This is a genomic window from Methanobrevibacter sp., assembly GCF_045130115.1.
Classification (GTDB): domain Archaea; phylum Methanobacteriota; class Methanobacteria; order Methanobacteriales; family Methanobacteriaceae; genus Methanocatella.
Map to the genome: position 1 here is coordinate 49,991 of NZ_JBGUPC010000010.1, position 19,856 is coordinate 69,846.

Annotated in this window: 28 protein-coding genes; 4 read left to right on the forward strand and 24 right to left on the reverse strand. The window is 37.6% G+C overall.

What is annotated here, in order from left to right; all coding sequences use genetic code 11:
* Positions 1–32 precede the first annotated feature (32 nt).
* The 23 genes from ACJMML_RS02005 to ACJMML_RS02115 are packed head-to-tail and all read right to left on the reverse strand — an operon-like array spanning position 33 to position 15,136.
* The gene (locus ACJMML_RS02005) at positions 33–1,028 is read right to left on the reverse strand and encodes an NAD-dependent epimerase/dehydratase family protein (RefSeq protein ID WP_405305728.1); all 996 of its coding nucleotides are present in this window, start codon (positions 1,026–1,028) and stop codon (positions 33–35) included.
* Positions 1,029–1,043: 15 nt separating this feature from the next.
* The gene (locus ACJMML_RS02010) at positions 1,044–1,679 is read right to left on the reverse strand and encodes an HPP family protein (protein ID WP_405305729.1); all 636 of its coding nucleotides are present in this window, start codon (positions 1,677–1,679) and stop codon (positions 1,044–1,046) included.
* Positions 1,680–1,693: 14 nt separating this feature from the next.
* On the reverse strand, positions 1,694–2,524 hold the full coding sequence (locus ACJMML_RS02015) for a 4Fe-4S binding protein (protein ID WP_405305730.1): 831 nt from the start codon (positions 2,522–2,524) through the stop codon (positions 1,694–1,696).
* A gap of 34 nt (positions 2,525–2,558) precedes the next feature.
* On the reverse strand, positions 2,559–3,497 hold the full coding sequence (locus tag ACJMML_RS02020) for a carbohydrate kinase family protein (protein ID WP_405305731.1): 939 nt from the start codon (positions 3,495–3,497) through the stop codon (positions 2,559–2,561).
* A gap of 9 nt (positions 3,498–3,506) precedes the next feature.
* The gene (locus tag ACJMML_RS02025) at positions 3,507–4,397 is read right to left on the reverse strand and encodes a formylmethanofuran--tetrahydromethanopterin N-formyltransferase (protein ID WP_405305732.1); all 891 of its coding nucleotides are present in this window, start codon (positions 4,395–4,397) and stop codon (positions 3,507–3,509) included.
* Between the two features lie 8 nt (positions 4,398–4,405).
* On the reverse strand, positions 4,406–5,449 hold the full coding sequence (locus ACJMML_RS02030) for a hypothetical protein (RefSeq protein WP_405305733.1): 1,044 nt from the start codon (positions 5,447–5,449) through the stop codon (positions 4,406–4,408).
* 3 nt (positions 5,450–5,452) lie between these two features.
* Positions 5,453–6,823: a 4Fe-4S binding protein gene (locus tag ACJMML_RS02035; protein ID WP_405305734.1), complete on the reverse strand. Its 1,371-nt coding sequence runs from the start codon at positions 6,821–6,823 to the stop codon at positions 5,453–5,455.
* Complete coding sequence (locus tag ACJMML_RS02040) at positions 6,820–7,848, reverse strand: 4Fe-4S binding protein (RefSeq protein WP_405305735.1); 1,029 nt, start codon at positions 7,846–7,848, stop codon at positions 6,820–6,822. The genes ACJMML_RS02035 and ACJMML_RS02040 overlap by 4 nt, the downstream gene beginning before the upstream one ends.
* Complete coding sequence (locus tag ACJMML_RS02045; RefSeq protein WP_405305736.1) at positions 7,849–8,973, reverse strand: nickel-dependent hydrogenase large subunit; 1,125 nt, start codon at positions 8,971–8,973, stop codon at positions 7,849–7,851.
* A complete protein-coding gene (locus ACJMML_RS02050) occupies positions 8,970–9,419 on the reverse strand; it encodes an NADH-quinone oxidoreductase subunit B family protein (RefSeq protein ID WP_292886816.1) in 450 nt (149 codons plus the stop codon). The genes ACJMML_RS02045 and ACJMML_RS02050 overlap by 4 nt, the downstream gene beginning before the upstream one ends.
* A 36-nt stretch (positions 9,420–9,455) precedes the next feature.
* Entirely contained in the window at positions 9,456–9,848 is a 393-nt protein-coding gene (locus ACJMML_RS02055; protein ID WP_405305737.1) for a DUF1959 family protein, read from the reverse strand.
* Positions 9,849–9,858: 10 nt separating this feature from the next.
* Entirely contained in the window at positions 9,859–10,161 is a 303-nt protein-coding gene (locus ACJMML_RS02060) for an energy-converting hydrogenase subunit EhaL family protein (RefSeq protein ID WP_405305738.1), read from the reverse strand.
* A gap of 8 nt (positions 10,162–10,169) precedes the next feature.
* Positions 10,170–10,424 carry a hypothetical protein gene (locus tag ACJMML_RS02065; protein WP_405305739.1) on the reverse strand — a complete coding sequence of 85 codons (255 nt, stop codon included), beginning with the start codon at positions 10,422–10,424 and terminating at the stop codon, positions 10,170–10,172.
* Positions 10,421–11,293, reverse strand: a complete 873-nt coding sequence (locus ACJMML_RS02070; RefSeq protein ID WP_405305740.1) for a respiratory chain complex I subunit 1 family protein — start codon at positions 11,291–11,293, stop codon at positions 10,421–10,423. The genes ACJMML_RS02065 and ACJMML_RS02070 overlap by 4 nt, the downstream gene beginning before the upstream one ends.
* Positions 11,294–11,302: 9 nt before the next feature.
* Complete coding sequence (locus ACJMML_RS02075; RefSeq protein WP_405305741.1) at positions 11,303–11,518, reverse strand: DUF788 domain-containing protein; 216 nt, start codon at positions 11,516–11,518, stop codon at positions 11,303–11,305.
* Positions 11,519–11,525: 7 nt separating this feature from the next.
* Entirely contained in the window at positions 11,526–12,197 is a 672-nt protein-coding gene (locus ACJMML_RS02080) for a hypothetical protein (protein ID WP_405305742.1), read from the reverse strand.
* Positions 12,198–12,205: 8 nt separating this feature from the next.
* Complete coding sequence (locus tag ACJMML_RS02085; RefSeq protein WP_405305743.1) at positions 12,206–12,886, reverse strand: EhaG family protein; 681 nt, start codon at positions 12,884–12,886, stop codon at positions 12,206–12,208.
* Entirely contained in the window at positions 12,886–13,479 is a 594-nt protein-coding gene (locus ACJMML_RS02090; RefSeq protein WP_405305744.1) for an EhaF family protein, read from the reverse strand. The genes ACJMML_RS02085 and ACJMML_RS02090 overlap by 1 nt, the downstream gene beginning before the upstream one ends.
* Positions 13,476–13,736: a DUF2107 family protein gene (locus ACJMML_RS02095; RefSeq protein WP_296782748.1), complete on the reverse strand. Its 261-nt coding sequence runs from the start codon at positions 13,734–13,736 to the stop codon at positions 13,476–13,478. Before ACJMML_RS02095 ends, ACJMML_RS02090 begins: the two co-directional genes overlap by 4 nt.
* A complete protein-coding gene (locus tag ACJMML_RS02100; protein ID WP_405305745.1) occupies positions 13,729–13,998 on the reverse strand; it encodes a DUF2108 domain-containing protein in 270 nt (89 codons plus the stop codon). Before ACJMML_RS02100 ends, ACJMML_RS02095 begins: the two co-directional genes overlap by 8 nt.
* Positions 13,999–14,000: 2 nt before the next feature.
* Positions 14,001–14,252 carry a DUF2109 family protein gene (locus tag ACJMML_RS02105; protein ID WP_405305746.1) on the reverse strand — a complete coding sequence of 84 codons (252 nt, stop codon included), beginning with the start codon at positions 14,250–14,252 and terminating at the stop codon, positions 14,001–14,003.
* 4 nt (positions 14,253–14,256) lie between these two features.
* A complete protein-coding gene (locus ACJMML_RS02110; protein WP_405305747.1) occupies positions 14,257–14,754 on the reverse strand; it encodes a hypothetical protein in 498 nt (165 codons plus the stop codon).
* A complete protein-coding gene (locus ACJMML_RS02115; RefSeq protein ID WP_405305748.1) occupies positions 14,747–15,136 on the reverse strand; it encodes an energy-converting hydrogenase A subunit A EhaA in 390 nt (129 codons plus the stop codon). The genes ACJMML_RS02110 and ACJMML_RS02115 overlap by 8 nt, the downstream gene beginning before the upstream one ends.
* A 112-nt stretch (positions 15,137–15,248) precedes the next feature.
* Here ACJMML_RS02115 and ACJMML_RS02120 point away from each other — a divergent pair, with 112 nt between their 5' ends.
* Both ACJMML_RS02120 and ACJMML_RS02125 read left to right on the forward strand, forming a co-directional pair.
* The gene (locus ACJMML_RS02120) at positions 15,249–16,181 is read left to right on the forward strand and encodes an NAD-dependent epimerase/dehydratase family protein (RefSeq protein WP_405305749.1); all 933 of its coding nucleotides are present in this window, start codon (positions 15,249–15,251) and stop codon (positions 16,179–16,181) included.
* An 11-nt stretch (positions 16,182–16,192) separates the two neighbouring features.
* Positions 16,193–16,999, forward strand: coding sequence for a CPBP family intramembrane glutamic endopeptidase (locus tag ACJMML_RS02125; protein ID WP_405305750.1), 807 nt, complete (start codon positions 16,193–16,195; stop codon positions 16,997–16,999).
* A 13-nt stretch (positions 17,000–17,012) separates the two neighbouring features.
* Here ACJMML_RS02125 and ACJMML_RS02130 read toward each other — a convergent pair whose 3' ends face one another.
* The gene (locus tag ACJMML_RS02130) at positions 17,013–17,384 is read right to left on the reverse strand and encodes a hypothetical protein (protein ID WP_292603582.1); all 372 of its coding nucleotides are present in this window, start codon (positions 17,382–17,384) and stop codon (positions 17,013–17,015) included.
* Positions 17,385–17,612: 228 nt separating this feature from the next.
* Here ACJMML_RS02130 and ACJMML_RS02135 point away from each other — a divergent pair, with 228 nt between their 5' ends.
* The gene (locus ACJMML_RS02135; protein WP_405305751.1) at positions 17,613–18,164 is read left to right on the forward strand and encodes a helix-turn-helix domain-containing protein; all 552 of its coding nucleotides are present in this window, start codon (positions 17,613–17,615) and stop codon (positions 18,162–18,164) included.
* A gap of 21 nt (positions 18,165–18,185) precedes the next feature.
* On the forward strand, positions 18,186–19,850 hold the full coding sequence (locus ACJMML_RS02140) for an AMP-binding protein (protein WP_405305752.1): 1,665 nt from the start codon (positions 18,186–18,188) through the stop codon (positions 19,848–19,850).
* The last annotated feature ends 6 nt before the right edge of the window (positions 19,851–19,856 follow it).

Consider the following 19,856-nt stretch of genomic DNA (forward strand, 5'->3'; position numbering starts at 1 on the left):
ATTTTTAGGATTGAATGGGGAAAGGAGTTTTTTTAAAACTCCGCTGAATTTTGAATGTCCTGCCAGTTTTCACAGAACCAATCGTGAGTTCTTTCAAGACCTTCATCAAAGGATACCTTAGGTGAATATCCCAATATGTCTTTTGCCTTTTCAATTGAAGACAGCAGCTTGGTTTTTGCATCCCAATCACGACGGGCAACATAGTTGATTCCCGCTTCGTTTCCGGTCAATGCGTTTACCTTGTTAGCCATGTCGATTACCCTGTGATCTTTTCCGGATCCCAGATTTATAGCTTCACCGATTGCTTCCTCTTCAACACCCATTGCAATTAAACCATTGCAGATGTCATCTACAAATGTCCAGTCCCTTGTTTCTGAACCGTCCCCTGTTATTGGCAGTGCCTGTCCGTTTTTAGACCAGTACATGAAGTTTGGAATTACATTTCTGTATTTTCCAGGAACCTCACCCGGACCGAATACATTAAAGAATCTTGCGTTTACGATGTTCATGTCATATAAGTTGTGGAAGTAGTTAGTGTAAAGTTCTCCTAGGAGTTTTGTTACTTGATATGGGGTGTGTAGTGAAATTGAAATATCATGTTCTTCAAATGGCATTTTTGAGTCAAGTCCATAAACTCCACAACCTGATGAAGAGTAAACAAACCTGTCAACGCCGGTGAGCTGTGCATATTGGAGCACTTTTAGAATACCTATACCATTTACCATCAAATCCTTTTCTGGATTGTCAACACTGTTTTGGTTTGCAAAGTGTGCCGCCAAGTGGTATACATAATCCGGTTTTTGCTTAAAGACCCTTTTTAAAACTGCATCGTCCAGAATATCTCCCTGGATAAATTCGATATTGTCTCTAGGTGAGATGTTCCATTCGTAAGCTGATGAAAGGTTATCCAATATGATTACTTTTCCAGCTCCCATATCGGCAAATTTACGGGTCAAATTACTTCCAACGCAACCTGCTCCACCGGTTACAAGGATTGTTTTGTCTTGATATTCATTATATTCACGCATAATTATCACTTTAATTTATTTTTTAGCTCTTCCTACTCTGCGGGCAATTACCATTTCCCCAACGGAAATCAAGCCTGCAAAGAATTTTTCAAGTCCACCAGTTGCCCAGATAGCTTCACCGAATGTAGAATCCATAATGTTGGCTTCATATTCCTCAGCGGAAATCTTTTTGCCTGTAGTCTTTTTAGATACTAAAGCAGAAGCGGCCATTAACTCTTCCCAAGTTACGCCATTGAGCTGATTTTGCATAGCTTTGTATAACTTTACAACCTTGATGTCATAAAGGTTTGACAGAAGTTCAACAATATCGCAGGCACGAACCATACCGATTACCTGATTGTCATCATTCACTACAGGAACGGTGACGAACTTGTTGTTGGCAGTCAAAATTACCGCCTTTCTTGCAGGGTCATCTTCATGGACAGATGCAACTTCTTCACAACTGCTCATTACCTCTGAAATCTTTTCGTTACCTTCCCTTAAACCTTTTGTAATATCAAATGCTGTAATCCACCCTATCAGTTGTTTTTTATCATTTACAACAGGACAGGTAAAACGCCTGACATCTTCCATAGCTTTTGAAGCGTCAATAACGCTGTCATCAGCATTTAAGTATACAAAGTCTTTATCCATTAATTCTTTTGCTTTCATAAACAGCCCCCATATTATTCAATTTCTAATCTTTTTAATGCTCCTACAGGGCAATGATTTGTACATTCTGTGCATCTGATACATTTATCATTGTCTAGAATTACTTCACCATCCACTAACTCAATAGCACCTGTTGGACAATTCTCTTCACATAAATAACAATTTACACAAGATTCATGGTTAATTTCAATTAATCTAGAGTGAATTATAGGTCCAATATACCTATCCAGATTAATTGCAAAGTCATTTAATGAGATTTCACGGCATGCTCCGCATCCAATACACATTTTCTCATTGATATGCGGATATAATTCATCATCAATTAGCTCTATTCCCAAATCCATATTTTGATTCTCAAAGAATTCTTTAAATTCCATGGTAAACGCGTTTGTTGGACATAACGTTGCGCAATCGTCCCAATTGTTATCCTCTACAGTATAATCAATTGAGATATCATTCATACGAATTACTCTGTGAGCGCAACTGACATTTGACAGATTGTATTCAATGACTTCACGTTCATCCTCATGATCATAACTGATTGAATTGTCAATCAGCTTGATTGCAGAAACCGGACAAGTCTGAATACAAATTTCGCATTTGACACATTTATCAGTTATTTTAGCCATTCTAAAAATATTAGCTGGTTCGATTGCATTAACTGGACATTCTCCAACACAGGTATTACACCTTACACATCTTGGTGAAACAGCAAATATCTCTTCATTTGTACTGAAATCATCTAGTTCAAACTGGAAATCATCACCATCATCATCTAATTCAACAGATTTTAAAAGAACTTCGCGCTCTAGGTCCTTTATCTGTTTTATAAAAGATACATTCATTTTTATACCAACTAAATAATTTATTTAATAAAATTTATATTTTAAAAAAATCCTCCAAATCCTTTAGAGTTGGGAATTTTTCCATTCCAAATCCTTCAATAGCTTTACTGGCCACCCAATTTCCGATTTTACATGATTTTTCCAGGTCATATCCCTTCAAGTATGAATATAAAAATCCGCTATTGAAACTGTCTCCGGCACCGGTGGTATCCACAACATCACATTCAAATGACTCGACATCACATTCAGAGGAGTTATTTATTGCAAACACTCCCTCAGCACCTTTTTTTACAACAACGGTTTCTATTCCCAAATCTAAAAATCCGATAGCCAATTCTTTTACAGGACTTTTATTATTATTAGATAATAATCTTAATTCTGATTCGTTTATCAACAATATGTTAGTTCTCTCAAGTATAGGCCTTAATTCATCAAATCCTTTTTGGACATATAGCATTCCAGGATCAAAACTCAATACACATTGGTCATTGAGCTTTTCCAATAATTCTATCTGTGTATTGAATGAATCCCCAACAAATGATGTATAATGCATTATCTTACATCTCATAATGTTCAATGGATTTATTTCGCCAATTTTGATTTCATCGTTGACTCCAGGGTCAATGTAGAGGCATCTCTCGCCATCTTCATCGACAAAGCCCAAACATTTTCCGGTTGAACCTGTTTCTGAGTAGATTAGATTATTTGAGTAAACTCCATTGATGGCCAAATGGTATTCTATCAAATCCCCATCCTCATCTTCAGCAATCTTTCCAATGATTGATGTGGAACAACCCAATCTGGACAATCCCACTATTGTATTGGCTGCTGAACCTCCAGGAGTGTCAGTTTCACTTTTGATGAAACTTTCCTCATCTTTTGAGGCGATATTCTCTACTGAATAGAGCTTATCCACATTCAATGCTCCAAATCCAATAACTTCAGCATTTAAATCATTGTCAAATATTTCCATTTTAAAACCTTACTTTAAGATATCTAATAAATTTATATTCTTATCCCCAAGTTTACCGTCAAAGTTACCTGCGGATATTCCAATTACTCCTTCAAATTCAAGGGCGGCATCAATTCCTGCCTTGACTGCCTTGTTCATTGACTCCTCATCGATTGCATTTATTACAACTTCCGGAATGTAATTAACGCCATCTGGAACTTTGGATTCCTCTCCTAAACGTTCTTTTAGTGAAGGGCAATAAAAGTGATTTGTTGTCGGACCGATTTCAGGGAAATTAGTTTCCGGCTTTGAAGCAGCTGAGCAGATATCGAACGGTGCGGTTGCACCTTCCACATCCATGATTGCTTCGATGATAGCGTCGCCGGCATCTATAACCGCTTCCTGAGTTTCACATAAATACCAGAAGTTTCCTCCCATGGTCCCATCGTTTATCTTGAATTTTTCTTCAATCTGGAAATCAGGCACTGCAATCGGCACGTTTATCATCTTTCTTCCGTATTCTTCAACGGTCCATTCGTATCCGTCACCGCAGTGACCCACTATGTCCATCATTTCAATATATTCATCACTGTCCTTATCAGAGTAGTCAAAAATACGTGTGAATGGCTTGACCAATACATCTTGCCTTAATCTGTATGACAGCTCAAATGCGAATTTTTCCACATCGTCTCCGCCTAACCAGTATTGTACGATTGCTCCGAATCTGTTATCTGGGGTTTGTGATGCATCTAAAAAGCCTTCCACTCCACCTTCAACCCTTCCGATTACTGCACTTGGAGTTGAAGTTGAATCATATGCTGCCCTTTTTACAATTGCCTCGGTAGGCCCTGTAATTAAAGCCCTAACATATTTTCCTTCGAAAGCCTCAAAGAATGTGTCTTCTACTTTATCATAATCCATTTTTACACCTAACCTAATCCACCTATATCCTGACCACGAATATTATTTCTCATTTCTTTGCTGACTTTTAATATATCCTCAAAGTTTTCATCTGTTACTATCTGAATTACCGGATAATCCTCGCTAAATACGGAGAAAAACCTGCCTTTGATTTTTTCGTCAATATTGTAGTCATTGAATAATTTTTCTAAATCTTGTGAAATATTATAATCTTCAATAAATTCTAAAACTTTACTCTTATCATGTTCTGCATAAATATTTGCAATTACAGCAGTTGTTACTGCACTTGGTGATACAACAGCGATTTCAGCCACTTTTAACGGATATTCATTGCCGTTGAATGATATGCTTATTCCATTGTTCTTGCGGGCAAATTCGAGCGGTTCGACATCGGTTATGCTGTCGCCGATGTATAGGATTTCATCAGTGTCAATGCCGTCCCTTCCAATAATCTTATCGATGGCAAGCTTCTTGCCTTGCCCTCCAACAACTTCTATATCCCTGATTTTATCATATATTCCCATCTTTGCAATCTGGCCAAAGAAAATATCATCAAAGAGCTCATAATCATCAGGATTGCTTAAGATCAATTCCTTGAATTCCACAACTTTTTGAATTTCTTCATCATTGAGTTGTAGGGAATCCATATCAACTTCTGTATAAAAAGTGTTTTCAAAAGGCACTTCCATATAATCAGAGACAGCTTCAATATACTGGCCATAACTGGTACTGACAATATATGTATTCATAGCTTCCTTCAAGTATTCCAATAGGAATTTTGAATCGCTGACTGCATAGATATTGTTTCTTGAAAAGTCAATGAAATCAGAATTTGTGAGGTTCTCAACTACAAAGAAAGGCAGAATCAGCTTTAAGGTATTGCCTGCCTTATAATTTTCCTTTTTGACAATGTCAACTAAGTAATCATCATATAAACTGAGAATCTTGAATAATTCACCGCCATCTTCAATGAATTTTGCAGCTATTTCAAAAGCGTTGTCATTCAAGGTCAGTGGACCTTCGCAATCTGTTATAAACGATTTATCAAACATGATTCACCTGAAATTAACAATTCTTATTGCATCCAACGGACAAATTGCCTCACAATTTCTACAATAGATACATTTTTCACTATCAAATTCTATTTTTTCATCATCGGTCAGGGTCAACGCATCTACCGGACAGTTCTTGACACAGATTGCGCATGCCTGACATTTGTCATCTGAAAGTGTAAAGTCACCAAGCCTTTGCTTGTATAAGAATGACCTTGCATAATATAAATCCTGATCTTTGCTGTAGAAATAATCGTCATAAGCGCCAATTGCATCAAACTGACAAGCTTCAACACATTTTCCACAATATATGCAGTTATCATTGATTGTGATTGGGTTTGGGCCGTTCTGCTCAATGGCATTTACCGGACAGACATTATAACATTCACCGCATGCTATACATTTCTTGTCATAAACCTCAATGTTTCTGTCCATCAAATATGATCCGACCAATTTTGTGAACTTATCTATTTCAATGCTTGTGTTGAGACTGATTTTCAGCTCCCTTTCCATCATGTCATTGACTTTGCATTCAATGAAATGTTCAAAGTTCTGGTCATTGAATTCCAAGGCAATTGCGTTACCTACCTTTTGAAGAACCTTGTTCAGACTGATCAAATCAAGTGATAATCTTTTAACGTCATAATCTATGATGCTGGATACAATATCATAGGACTTTATCTCACTGTACATTTTATAAGCCTTTTTACGTGAAGAATACCTGATTGCCCCTGAAGGACATGAATGCATACATTCCTCACATCTTGCACAGTATCCTGGATTGATATAAGGCAATTTATTTGTCCTGCCCACATTAATTGCTCCCATTGATGGGCATACCCTTGTACATGTCATGCACCCTATGCACTTAGGCTGGTTGATGACAACTGCCTTACCTCCCTTAACGGTTTTAGGAAGCAGCTCACCATACTTGATTGCATCAGTAGGACACACCCTAAAGCAGTATCCGCATCTGACACAGGTGTCCTTGTCTATTTGACTGTGAGGTTCATGGGTTCCGTCTGCAACAATATGAATAGACCCGTTTTTACATGCCTGAACACAGGCACCGCATGCCTTACAGAGTTTGGTGTTAATGTTAGGAACGTTTTCCTTTAAAGGAGGGTCCATTTTTACATCGAGAGAGATTGCATCATATGGACAGGCGTTACGACATAACACGCAGCCGAAGCAGGTGCTTTTTAATTTTATAAGGCCATCTGATTCATCATGATAAACCGCATCAATTGGGCATGATTCAAGACATGGCTTGTCTTTGCAGTCTGCACATTTGGTCTGGTCAATGACGAAATCCACATCAACGTGCCTTAATGGTCTTGGTGTTTTAGTAAAACTGTCAATCATAACACTCACTCCATAAAAATATCCTCATTCAGATTAGATGCCTTTACTGTAACATGAATGTTTTCACCGTCGTCCAGTGAGAACTTGGAAATGAAGTATTTGATTACTGAAAACGGACATGTCTGGTAACAAATACTGCATCTTAAGCATCTGTCCTTCTCTCTTACAATAGTATCCTCTTTTTCGTCAAATGAAATGCATCCTGTAGGGCAGTCCGGAATACATAACTGGCATTTCTTACATTTTGATTTGTCCCAATCAATGATTCTGACCTTAAGACGGTTAACAGCATTGGTTAGGATTTCTCGAGCCACCTCTTCATCAGGAATTATTTTCAATGCCTTATCCCATATATCGGCTAACGGCACATCATATTGCAGCAAGCCATTCTTTTCAAGAGACCTTAAATCCTCTTCCTTGGAGTTAATGTAATCCTCAAGATACTCGACACATAAAAGGATTAAATCCTTCTGGTCCTGAAGGTTATCAACAAATACAGCCTTCATTGCGCCGCTTACAGGACAGATTTCCACACAATCTCCACAGGAGATGCACTTGAGCTGGTCAACAACGACCTTTCCGTCAATTTCACTGATTGCATCAACAGGACATTGCTTCAGGCATTTCTTACATTTTATACATAAATAATCATCAACAAGATATTGTCTTTTTGATGGAATAATATTGAATTCCGGCATTAGCAGGTGATTTTCACCGCATTCCAATGTCTTCGGATCGGTTGGGCAGACTTCTGCACAAAAGCCGCAACGTATACATGCACCCAATTTGATAACCGGATATGTGAATCCTTCTCCGCTTTCGGAATCCTCATCACGAATCAATTTTATCGCATTCGGTGAAGGACAAGATGAAACACATGCTCCACATCCAATACAATATTCCTTGTTCACTGTTGGAAAATCCCTGAACCTGTCGGGCTTTTCAGATATTTCAGGCTCGTTTTTTGCATTTGCAAATGCATCAGCCCATGCCTTGCGGGCAAAATCAAATATATACCACATCAGAGATGACATCTATATCACCTCATCCCATCTTTTTACAAGGGTTTTTCCGGCTTTGTCAGTGATAGCCACCCTTTCTGCACATGCCACACAAGGGTCGCATGACGCATAGGTGGATACTGCATCCGCAACGGTTGGAACGTCACGAATCATGTATTTTGCACAGGAATCCATATTCGGAATACTTGGAGTCCTGATTGAAATGTTCTTTATTAGGTTTCCATTTGTTTCAATCATGTATGTTACTTCACCACGAGGGGCCTCATTTCTACGCATTGCATAACCTGATTTGATTTCAGCAGGAGTACGGACTTCACCATCAGGTATGTTTTCAATAGCTTGTCTTACCAGGCTAATTGATTCTGGAATTTCGTCATATCTAGTTAATGTTCTTGCGTAATTGTCCCCTTCAGTTCTTCTTATGACCTTGAAATCAAAATAATCATCATATGTATAGTGACCTACGCGGTAATCTTCCTTTACACCGGAAGCTCTTCCGATAGGGCCGACTGACCTTCCTTTGATTGCCTCTTTTTTGGACATGTATCCTATGCCTTTGCATCTTAAAGCCAGTGCAGGGCCTTCTGCAAATAATGAGCGGACCATCTCAAAACGTTCTTCGATTTTCTTTAGGTTTTCAAGTATCGGTTCGAAGTGGCGTTCATCTGCATCCATCTTAACGCCTCCAACAACGTTCCAACCCATATTGACTCTATTTCCTGTTAAAAGTTCAATTGAATCCATTGCATATTCCCTTAATTCCAACATGTGCATGAACAGGGTTTCATGATCCATTGATTTGAAAAATGTGGAATTTGCAAGAAAATGACTTTGAATTCTGTCAAGCTCGTTTGCTATAACCCTTAAGAATTGAGCCCTTGGAGGAACATCCACATCAGAAATGGCTTCAATGGTTTCCGCAAATGTCTGTGTGTGCTCATATGAACAGATACCACATACACGTTCTGAAAGATAAATTCCTTTCTGCCAAGTTTTTCCTTCGATAATCTTTTCAATTCCCCTATGAACATAGCCATATTCAATTTCTGCCTTAACTACTCTTTCCCCTTCAGTTTGCAGTTTCAATCTGATAGGTTCCTTTAAAGCCGGGTGAATTGGACCAATAGGCACTATCATTTTTGTTCCCTCCCTCTGTCAGCAATAGCTTGAGGTCCAACAGCCAAAATCGCTTCCAATATCTCATTTGGTCTTGGCGGACATCCTGGAATTTCTGCTGCAACAGGAATGAAATTAGATGCAGGCGCATTTACATGGCCTCCCTCTTGGGCAAACACATCCCCTGATATTGGGCAGTTTCCAACAGCTACGGCTATTTTTGGTTCAGGAGCCTTATCATAAATTCTTTTTAGATTGTCCTTCCATTGTTCGGTTACTGCACCGGTCAACAATAGAACATCAGCTTCACGAGGATTGTTGTGAACATAAATACCGAATTGCTCCAAATCATATCTTGGAGACAATAGCGCAACACATTCCACATCACAGCCATTGCATCCTCCGCAATTGACTATGCAGACGTGAATTGAGCTTTTTCTCACAACATCCTTAATAGCATCCAACATTGTACTCCCTCTTTTATCTAATAATTTAAATAAACGTTAATATTTCGCTTCTTTTTTTAACAATTCAAATAATTCTAATTGTCCTTCCTTTAAGGCATCTTCATAAGATTTGCCGTTTTTAACTTCATTAACCAATTTCATTTTAAGGTTTTTTGCATCTTCATCGGATATTATCTCCAATGTGCCATTAAACCAGCATAACCTCAAATCAACATTGAACTTCTGGTATAAGCAGATGTCCTGAGCCGATTCGAATGTTGCATGTAATGCCTGAAGAGATGACATGTCAAACAAATGGAAGAAAACCTCCTCCAGCTCTTCAACAGTACAGTCAAATTCCTCTGAAAGTGGAACTATAACATCTCTTTGCACTGCATAACTTTTAACGATTCTTCTTTGCATCAATTCTAATTTAGGGTCATCATCCATATACATCACATCATAATGGCCATTTCAATAATAAATATACAATAATTGCAATAATTAAACCGACAGCAGTTTCCTTTCTGCCGTATCCCGGCCTTTCACCCATTACAAAACCTGCAAGGAGAAAACCGATTGCTGATAAAATAACATTGCCTGAACAAAATCCTAAAACCCATCCGACAATTGAAACAAGGGCAAATGGAACATCGAACTTGGTTACTGCAACAAATGGTTCCCCATGTTGTTTATAGCTGTAAAGCAGACCAAGAATGGATCCTGCAGCAAATGTAATTAAATAAATCATATAATCTAACATAATATCTCCTACATAGGTTTATAAAGCAATATAAATGAACAAATTATTGCCAAGAATGTTATTACAAAACATATTTTCTCTATACTTTCTATCTTATGTGCAAAATTGCCCCTGGAAAGCAGTACAAAAGCTGCCAGGACAATTCCAATTATAACTATCGGAGCAATGAGATATGAATGAAGTGCAGTGGTCAACAATCCCACAACGATTATTCCAATAGCCACCAATGCTGTGAAATAAACAATTACATCCTCACTGTTCATGCTACCACTCCTGTAAATATCATCAATGCTGTTCCTGCAAAGCAGATTACTCCTATTGTAATTTGAGTCATGACTGAATGATTTGGACTTAACAACGGTGTTGTCGCATTAATAAATCCTGTAACGAATGAAATTACAATCATTCCAACCAGATATCCCACGGCATCCAATGGGCCGAAGAATATTGTCAGGAATACCCAAAGCAACACATACCATGCAATAGCCTCTGAAAACAGCATGAATCCCCTTAAGAATCCAAAGTGTTCAGTTTCAAATCCGGAAATCAAAACCTTATCTTTTGTAATTGCAAACGGAGAGTATGGAGATTTAGTAATGATTAACATGAAGAACATTAAAGCCGCAAGCGGAATTGAAAATACTAATGGACCATGGATTGACTGGTAGGTTATGATTTCTCCAATGTTCATTGTGCCGGTCAGCAAATAAACGAAGACTATAGCAGCAAACAATGGAAGTTCAGTTGCCGCTGAAAGCACTGCCCTTACACAGCTCAATTTGCCGTAAGGAGAACCGGAACTTGAACCGGAGTTATGCTCTACGATTTTATAAACCGCATAAACACCAAACAATATCAATAAGGAATCCTTAGCTACAGGCCCTACAATGACCCCAACAACCCAAATCAAAGCTAGGATAAATACGATTCCAATGTAAAATACTTTAGATACTGTTTTCGGAAATGCTGTTTCCTTAAAGAAGAATTTCAAAGAGTGTATCAGTTGTTGGACAATAGGTGGTCCAGGACGTTTCTGTACACGAGCCATCACTTTTCTGTGCAAACCTAGAAGCAAACTTCCCGCCAGAAATGCGATAACAACCTGAATTAATATCTCTGCCATCAAATTCATAATACCACTTTAATATCCTGTGAATGGCTCCTTCACTCTTTCTTCTACATCTTCAGGTTTTGCTTTGGCCATTGTCAATAAACCAAGAGATAAAACCCATGTTGGAATACCAAATATGGCTACAGCATAAACTATCCATGCCTCGAAGTTGATAATCAGGCATGCCAGAATAGCTATTGTTGATAAAGCCAATAATATGATACATGTAATTTTTTGATTTGCCATACTCTCACTACCACAATACCAATAATAATATTTCAACAGCTCTTACAATAATAAACAATGAACTTAAGTGAATAATAACAATATACGGAGATCCTGCAGTTCTGAACATTTCCGCTTTACTTGCAAAGAAAGGCGCTACTCCACTTTCACCTAAAATACCGATCAGCATCAGTACAGCTCCGAATACGACCATCGGACTTGCAGACATTTGAGACAATGCCCCAAGTGACAATGTACCGGTCGCTGCAAGAATAATGGCTGCACCACCAAATAAAGGCAAGCTGCACATCATAGCAATCAAACCATAATTGAATGCTGAATTCAATACGCTAGTCTGTTTTACCGCAGATACGATACCAATATTCAGAATACCAACCAAAGCCATGAACAGGGTAAAGTTAAACAGATCTCCTGTAATCATAGCTCCAGCAGATGCTATACCGCATATTACCGCTAAGAATCTTCTTTGCTTAAGCTCCTTTGGACCTACCTTAACTTCAGTATTATTCAGATAATGCATTGTAGCTTCGACTTGTGTTTCAGGTTTACTTAAACCAATCAATACTGTAAATCCGAGTAAAACCGCAAACAGGAACAAACTGAATGGAGTTAAGTATAATACAATGTCTCCAAGTTGTATTGTTCCAAGCAAATTTCCTCCAAGTGTAACGATATCCATTTTCTCACCTACTCGTTATCGATATCCTCTCTCATAAGCAGACCTATCAAACCTACTTTGGAAGCTACTTTTAATAATAATCCACATGCTGCCAAGAATAAACTTAATAACCAATATTGAGGAGTTACGAAGAATAACAGGAAACCTATTATCCATAAACACCATGAAATACCGGAAACACCGGCAATGCCATCCAACATCAATACCGGAAGTCCTCTTGCCTTTTTAGATAATGCATATAACACTATTCCTCCACCAGCCACTGCTCCTCCAGTAAAACCAGTGAGGAAAATTCCATAACCGATCAGGACCAATGCAATGAAATTTGGTGCAGTGGTCATGATTTCCATATCCAGGGAGAATGCCTGTGGAAAAATTGAAGAGGACTTGGTTAAATTGGCTCTTGGGTCCTGTTCAATTTTACGCATTTCCCTTGTAATCAAAATTTCAGAAATTGCCAAGGTTTCAGCCAGCTCAACAACCAGACCAGGCAAAATCAATGCTTCCGCCAGGTCTGTTCCGACTGCAGAAACAACGAATATCATGGCAAGGCCAACAATGTCTGTCAAGATAAGAATATGCAATTCCCTTCTGTTAATTGCAATAGCCATGGTTCCTATAAAACCTACTATCAGACCTGCATAGATTGCAGGCAGATACATGCTAATGAATTCTTGAGGAACATACATCAGTTATCCCTCCTCAATTGTTTAGCTCTCGCTTTGGCATCATTTGCCTTGACTTGGCTAGCCACCTTATTTGAATCGTTAATGGCCTTTTTTACATCTTTTTTAATTTCACCCTCATCATTTTTCCTGTTCATGGTATAATTGATGGACAGCCATGAAGCGATGATGAATGCCATCATAAGGATACTGGATTCAAGTATTGTATCGAAACCCCTTGTATAGTACAGTATTTCATCTATAAGTCCTCCTGGAGATGAATATATTGATGTTCCGAAGTAAGGTGAAATTGATGATACCCACTGTGCAAGCGGGGACATATATCCCGTAATCATTCCTAAACTCTCTGCATTTTCAGGATATTGAGGGTCAATATTTCCAGGTTCTTTTAAAGGAACTCCTCCTCTGTCATAAGGCGCTATGGCCAAACCTTCATCAACTTGCTCCTGTGGAGCAGGTCTTACATACAACTGGTCCGGATTCAATGCCAAAGGCACAATGAGACCAATGATCAAAATTATTCCGAGGCTAAATGCAAAAAGGCGCGGAATATTCTTAGGCTCTGCCAATTTATTCCATAAGACTCCAATCCTCATACATCTGCCCCCATTTCTTCTAAGCGAATGATAGCTCTAAATAAAATCAAAGTAATAATAACGGTTGTTGCAAGCAATGTCAGCAATGCCAAAACATGATTGTAGCATAATAATACAAGACAGACACCGATTGCAGCTATTTCAGTATTGAATGTCCTGACTACCGGGTCACTGACTCCAGGACCCCATGCTGTAGCAATACTTCCCACAATCGCTAAAAATATTCCGAAATAGAAAAATAATGAAACGCTAATCATTAGCATCACCACTTGCGATTTTATCGGTTCTGATTTCCTTGATTTTCACAATGGATAAAATGAATACCAGAGTTGACAATGGACCTGCCAATGCGGCGAACAGTGCAACATCCAAATATTTGAACAGCACAACGACCAGAACAAATCCTGCATCCATAATGTCAAACATTATTACCTTATCCAATGGTTTTTTCATGAATATAACACCAAATGCTCCAATGACCATTAAGGCTATTGCAATTATTGAAACGAGAAATTCCATTTTCATTCCTCCATCAATATTTCATTATCTAGTCTATTTAATGTGTAAGCAATAGCATTAGCACTGATTGTTGAACAGATAAAGAATGCTGCAGCAACAACAAGAGCAAATGGAGTGTTAATTACCAATGCAATGATTGCAGAAACTCCAAAACCGATGACATTTAAATATAATAGTCTTTCAGCCCTGTTTTTTGTAACTAAAGCCCTTAATGCTACAAATATGACTATAATACCTATAATTTCAACATACATATAATCACTCTCTAGCATGCCTATTGAATTTCTTGGCAATTTTTCCTAAAACTACAGACATCTTAGCCTGGTCTATGCCCATAACAGTAAATATGGCAATGACCATTCCCACAATGAACATTTCAGGTGTTAAACCTATGAAAGAGGTTAAAAATATTATTGCAGTAGCAGTCAAACATCCAGTAGTTCCGGCATATCCCGGATCAGCACACAGCCTATTTCCAATAAAGACTAAAAATGCTGCAATTATTCCTCCAGGAATTCCTAAAAGCAAGTATCCTATGGAAGCCATCAATGTACCGGCAGATGCGTCCGGAGAACATAAAATGTTTCCTTGGAAAAATCCACCAGCAATATCTCCCCCTCTTTTTTCGACATCTTTACCAATAATTCTGGCCCCTCTTACGCCAGGCTGCTCGGGAAGTCCGAAATATGTATCCACAATTACAAAATTCAACCAACAAAGAATTGCGGCAATTATTATTCCAATTACCTCATTCATTTATATCCTCTCCTGCATTTTCATCCAGAGGCTTTGGAAATACGAAATCAAACAGATATTTCACAAATAATGCTGATAAAACACCAATAACAACTGCTATAACTAATCCGTTATACATGAAAGTATAATTTAAAACAAGAAATATTGAAAGAATACCAATAGCAATTATTGGAGTCGGATATAATGCACTAACATCAAAAGAATACCTATATGGTTTGCTAGGAAGTAAAGGTAACCTTAAAACTAAAGCTACAATAATAGAACAAACAATAGCTACAATATAAGCTAATAAAATATCAAATGAAGATAGGTTTATATTGCTTAGCCCATAAAAGTTACTAAACGAAGCAAAATATATGGTATCAAACACCAAATCAAACATATTATTAGACTCCTCTTACTTTAATAATATACATATAAAAATATATAAACATTGTTACTTAAAAATAATATTAATTGCTTAATTATAATTTAAATTAATTAATGGTGGCTTAATGAAAAATAAAAACATTTTAATTACTGGTGGAGCAGGATTTATTGGCTCTCACATTGCTAATGAGTTAATGGAGGATAATAATATTACTATTATTGATAATCTCTCCACAGGTAACATTAAAAATTTAAAAACCCCAGAACATGAAAATTTAAATTTTATCAAAGGAGACATTTGCAATTTTAATTTGGATGAATTAACTTCTGATATTGATTACGTTTTCCATCTTGCGGCAATGGCAAGTGTTCCGTTGAGTGTCGAAAGACCTGTAGAATGCAATGAAATAAACCTTAATGCAACCGTAAAGCTTTTGAAATCCGCCGCCAACAACGATGTTGAAAAAATAGTGTTTTCATCTTCATCTGCTGTTTATGGAGACAACAAAAATATGCCTTTAAAGGAAAGTGAGCCACCAATGCCAACATCTCCCTATGCAGCATCAAAGGCGGGCTGCGAACTATATCTTAAATCCTTTTACGAAAGCCATGGCCTAAACTATACTGCACTAAGATACTTTAACATATTCGGACCGAAACAGGACAAAAATTCCCAATATGCAGCAGTGATTCCCAATTTCATATCTGCACTTCTTGAAGGCAAACAGGCTGAAATCTATGGGGACGGCGAGCAAACCAGAGATTTCGTTTATGTCGGAGACATAGTTAAGGCAAATATTGCTGCCTGTAAGGCTGACTACAACGGCATCATCAATGTTGCATCCGGCAAAAAGCTAACCATCAATAGGTTGTATGAAATCATTAAAGACACTTTAGGCAGCGATTTGGAACCCAAATATCTACCGGAAAGACCTGGAGACATCAAACATTCCCTGGCCGACATCAGCAACATGGAAAAAATCAATCTGCAAATTGAATCTGATAACTTCGAATCACAACTTATAGAAACTGTTAACTGGTTTAAAACAATTTTATAGGAGTTTTTAAAATGGATAAAAGCATTACCGATTTTAATATTCGCCTAAGGACAATTAAAATTAGAGAACTGATTGTGGGAATAATTCTGGCTGCAATCATAACCGGATTATTAATGGTTTTCTTTCCGGAAATTGCTGAATCAGATGAATTATTCTTTATAGTTTTCCTATTTATTGGAGCTTTGATGTTTGTTTGGGCACTTCGAGGAACAAGAGGTCTCGAACAGAATATTGAAAATGTGTTTGAGGAAAATACTCTGAAGGAAATACTGTACGTTTTTGCGATTAATCTGCTGTTTGCATTTCTGTTTACCTTTCTGCTTTCATCACTTGATATCCTGATAGGCCTAACCGACCCTACATGGATTACCACAGATATCGAAACTGTCGACGTTGATTCAAGCATTATTATTCTTGATGCAATTGGCGCGATAATATTTGCTCCCGTTATTGAAGAGCTTGTTTTTAGAGGAGTATTGTTCAACAGACTGAAAATCAGAACCGGAATCATCCCTGCAATGATAATATCCTCATTTATATTTGCTATAGGACATGAATTCGGTGGAATGACAAGCGCATTTTTATTTGGAGTCTGCATGTGTGTGCTTTACCTGAAAACCGACAATATCCTGATTCCAATGAGTGTCCACTTCCTGAATAATACGGTTGCAACACTTCTAAATGTAACCGGTTTGGATGCTGCAATGTCCCAATTGCCTTGGATTGTGCCGTCATTAATACTTTCAATAATTGGAACTGTCTATCTGCTAAAATATGTTTTCAAAGAATGCAGACAACTAAAAAAAGAGTATAATTAAAAAAAAGAATTAATCAGTGAAATCCGCATCCACTGCAGGTTTCACATTTTTCTTCTTCCAAAGGATCATACTGTTTGTCTTCCTGTAAGGTGGCTGACAGGAAATACTGATCCATTTCATCCTTATTTTTTAAGACTGGAGAAATTCCTTTAAAATCACATTTTATATCGCCGGTCCCCCCAATATCAACAAGGATTGGTTCGCCTAATTTGAATCTTCTAAAATAAGCTTCAACCTCATCCTTTAAAGCTCCAGGAACTCTGAAATTAAAAGATAAAATATTATTCTCCTTCATTTTTAAACCGACATATTTCTGGTCAATCTCTAAGTTTAAGCCTAACTGCTTTTTGAAAATAATGTCAGTTCCTATCTCATTAGATGTCATTTGATTTTCTCCTTTAAATAATTAAATTAAAATTAAACGTTTGAAGTATTTAAAACTTTCCCATATTTTCAGCTAAAAATTAAAAACAAAATTTTTTGTTTAGAAAATTTATAACGAATTATCATGATTTTTAAAAAGGTTTATATAAAGTTAAATCCAAAACATATAATATTATAATATATCATATTATAATAGAAAAAAATCAATGAAAAAAATAGGTGTTTATGAATGAATGAATACAACAAAGATATTGGAAATAGAATTAGAGAATTGAGAGAACTATCAGACATTACCATTAAAGAAATCGCAGAAGAATTGAACATTACAGAAGAAACCTACATCCAATATGAAAACGCTGAAATTGACATTCCAGCAAGTTTCTTATATGAACTTGCACACATCTTTAAAGTTGATTTAGGATTATTATTAACTGGTGAAGAAAGCAGGATGAACATATTCGATTTAACCCGTGCAAACAAGGGAGTTTCAATTGACAGAAGCAAAGAATATACTCACGAAAACCTATGTTCTAAATTCATTCACAAAAAAGCAGAAACTTTCCTTGTGGTGGTTGACCCTAAAAAGAATCCTACACCTTCACTAAACTCACACCCCGGACAGGAATTCAATTATGTCCTTGAAGGTTCCTTGAAAATTTATATACACAACAACGAAATCATACTGAACGAAGGAGACTGCATCTTCTTTGATTCAACACACAGGCACGCAATGGTAGCACTTAACGATAAACCGGCTAAATTCTTAGCAGTAATCATATAATATTTATTAGGAGTAATTTTAATGACATCAGTAATAGGAGATTTTGTAGAGAGAGTTGACTTTGACTCTTACGAAGACTTTTTTGAAAACTTTAAGCTTACATACAATGAGGATTACAACTTCGGATTTGATGTTGTAGACAAGTATGCAGAAATCGATCCGGATAAAATCGCATTGATCTGGACCAATGACCATGATGAGAATCATACCTTCACATTCAAGGAAATGAAGGAATATTCAAACAAGGCCGCAAACCTGTTCAAAAGTTTAGGAATCAACAAAGGCGATAAGGTAATGTTGACCCTTAAAAACAGATATGAATGGTGGATTTGCATGGTCGCATTGCATAAAATCGGGGCAATTGCAATTCCAGGAACACACATGCTGAAGCTTCATGACATCGATTTCAGAATAAAGGAAGCGGACGTTAAAATGGTAGTGTCAGTTGAAGAAGATACATTATTGCCTGACTATGAAGCCGCTGAAGAATCATTAGGAATCAGTCTGAAAAAATTAGCTATTGAAACCGACAGGGAAGGTTGGATTAATTTCAATGAAGCGATCAAAAAGGAAAGCCCTGTTTTTGAAAGGCCCACAGGTGAAGACAAGACCTATGCTGAAGAGATATTCCTAATCTACTTTACTTCAGGAACCAGCGGGCTTCCAAAAATGGTGTCCCATAAGCATACATACTCCTTAGGCCACATTCCAACTGCCAAATACTGGCATAATGTTGTGGAAGACGGCATACATCATACCTCAGCAGATACAGGTTGGGGAAAGGCTGTATGGGGAAACATCTACGGACAATGGATTGCAGGAACCGGAATATTCATTTATGATTACGACAGATTCAATGGAATCAAACTGCTTGAAAAGATTATTGAAAATAAGGTGGACACATTCTGTGCCCCTCCAACAATCTACAGGTTCATAATTAAAGAGAATATCGAAGGATATGATCTTTCAAACTTAAAATACGTTACAACCGCAGGAGAACCTTTGCCTCCTGAAGTGTCCGAAAGATTTTATGACTTGTCAGGCTTGAGAATCAAGGAAGGATTCGGACAGACCGAAACAACATTGTCAATCGGAACATTCATCTGGCTTGATGCAAAAATTGCCTCCATCGGCAAGCCTTCCCCATTATTCAATTTGGAATTGTTGGATGAAAACGACAACAAGGTGGAAATCGGTGAAGAGGGAGAGCTTTGTTTCAAAATGAACGACGGTCCAAACCCTGGATTGTTCAAGGATTATGTCAACGATGAAGAGAAATACAAGCAGCAAATCCATGACGGATACTACCACTGCGGAGACACCGCATGGGTGGACGAAGACGGATATGTGCACTTTGTCGGAAGAAACGACGACATAATCAAGTCTTCAGGTTACCGTATCGGACCGTACGAAGTGGAAAGCGCTGTTCTTTCCCATGAAGCAGTGGCACACTGCGCAATTACCGCTTATCCTGATGAAGTGAGAGGTCAAATCGTAAAGGCAAGCATTGTTTTGCAGCCTGACTTCGAACCGTCAGATTCATTGACTAAAGACATACAAAATCATGTTAAAAGAGTTACAGCTCCTTATAAATACCCAAGAATGGTTGAATATGTGGATGAACTTCCTGAAACCATCAGCGGAAAAATAAGAAGGGTTGAAATTAGAGAAAATGACAACAAATAGATGATA

Excerpts from the sequence above, each read along its gene's own strand:
- ACJMML_RS02020 (WP_405305731.1), bottom strand. The coding sequence starts at position 3,497 with ATGGAAATATTTGACAATGATTTAAATGCTGAAGTTATTGGATTTGGA.
- ACJMML_RS02085 (WP_405305743.1), bottom strand. The coding sequence starts at position 12,886 with ATGTATGTTCCTCAAGAATTCATTAGCATGTATCTGCCTGCAATCTAT.
- ACJMML_RS02065 (WP_405305739.1), bottom strand. The coding sequence starts at position 10,424 with ATGAACAGTGAGGATGTAATTGTTTATTTCACAGCATTGGTGGCTATT.
- ACJMML_RS02050 (WP_292886816.1), bottom strand. The coding sequence starts at position 9,419 with ATGTTGGATGCTATTAAGGATGTTGTGAGAAAAAGCTCAATTCACGTC.
- ACJMML_RS02030 (WP_405305733.1), bottom strand. The coding sequence starts at position 5,449 with ATGTTTGATAAATCGTTTATAACAGATTGCGAAGGTCCACTGACCTTG.
- ACJMML_RS02115 (WP_405305748.1), bottom strand. The coding sequence starts at position 15,136 with ATGTTTGATTTGGTGTTTGATACCATATATTTTGCTTCGTTTAGTAAC.
- ACJMML_RS02120 (WP_405305749.1), top strand. The coding sequence starts at position 15,249 with ATGAAAAATAAAAACATTTTAATTACTGGTGGAGCAGGATTTATTGGC.
- ACJMML_RS02095 (WP_296782748.1), bottom strand. The coding sequence starts at position 13,736 with ATGATTAGCGTTTCATTATTTTTCTATTTCGGAATATTTTTAGCGATT.
- ACJMML_RS02060 (WP_405305738.1), bottom strand. The coding sequence starts at position 10,161 with ATGTTAGATTATATGATTTATTTAATTACATTTGCTGCAGGATCCATT.
- ACJMML_RS02100 (WP_405305745.1), bottom strand. The coding sequence starts at position 13,998 with ATGGAATTTCTCGTTTCAATAATTGCAATAGCCTTAATGGTCATTGGA.
- ACJMML_RS02140 (WP_405305752.1), top strand. The coding sequence starts at position 18,186 with ATGACATCAGTAATAGGAGATTTTGTAGAGAGAGTTGACTTTGACTCT.
- ACJMML_RS02005 (WP_405305728.1), bottom strand. The coding sequence starts at position 1,028 with ATGCGTGAATATAATGAATATCAAGACAAAACAATCCTTGTAACCGGT.
- ACJMML_RS02105 (WP_405305746.1), bottom strand. The coding sequence starts at position 14,252 with ATGTATGTTGAAATTATAGGTATTATAGTCATATTTGTAGCATTAAGG.
- ACJMML_RS02025 (WP_405305732.1), bottom strand. The coding sequence starts at position 4,397 with ATGGATTATGATAAAGTAGAAGACACATTCTTTGAGGCTTTCGAAGGA.
- ACJMML_RS02130 (WP_292603582.1), bottom strand. The coding sequence starts at position 17,384 with ATGACATCTAATGAGATAGGAACTGACATTATTTTCAAAAAGCAGTTA.
- ACJMML_RS02110 (WP_405305747.1), bottom strand. The coding sequence starts at position 14,754 with ATGAATGAGGTAATTGGAATAATAATTGCCGCAATTCTTTGTTGGTTG.
- ACJMML_RS02080 (WP_405305742.1), bottom strand. The coding sequence starts at position 12,197 with ATGGATATCGTTACACTTGGAGGAAATTTGCTTGGAACAATACAACTT.
- ACJMML_RS02070 (WP_405305740.1), bottom strand. The coding sequence starts at position 11,293 with ATGAATTTGATGGCAGAGATATTAATTCAGGTTGTTATCGCATTTCTG.
- ACJMML_RS02055 (WP_405305737.1), bottom strand. The coding sequence starts at position 9,848 with ATGGATGATGACCCTAAATTAGAATTGATGCAAAGAAGAATCGTTAAA.
- ACJMML_RS02045 (WP_405305736.1), bottom strand. The coding sequence starts at position 8,973 with ATGATAGTGCCTATTGGTCCAATTCACCCGGCTTTAAAGGAACCTATC.
- ACJMML_RS02010 (WP_405305729.1), bottom strand. The coding sequence starts at position 1,679 with ATGAAAGCAAAAGAATTAATGGATAAAGACTTTGTATACTTAAATGCT.
- ACJMML_RS02040 (WP_405305735.1), bottom strand. The coding sequence starts at position 7,848 with ATGTCATCTCTGATGTGGTATATATTTGATTTTGCCCGCAAGGCATGG.
- ACJMML_RS02075 (WP_405305741.1), bottom strand. The coding sequence starts at position 11,518 with ATGGCAAATCAAAAAATTACATGTATCATATTATTGGCTTTATCAACA.
- ACJMML_RS02135 (WP_405305751.1), top strand. The coding sequence starts at position 17,613 with ATGAATGAATACAACAAAGATATTGGAAATAGAATTAGAGAATTGAGA.
- ACJMML_RS02090 (WP_405305744.1), bottom strand. The coding sequence starts at position 13,479 with ATGAGGATTGGAGTCTTATGGAATAAATTGGCAGAGCCTAAGAATATT.
- ACJMML_RS02015 (WP_405305730.1), bottom strand. The coding sequence starts at position 2,524 with ATGAATGTATCTTTTATAAAACAGATAAAGGACCTAGAGCGCGAAGTT.
- ACJMML_RS02125 (WP_405305750.1), top strand. The coding sequence starts at position 16,193 with ATGGATAAAAGCATTACCGATTTTAATATTCGCCTAAGGACAATTAAA.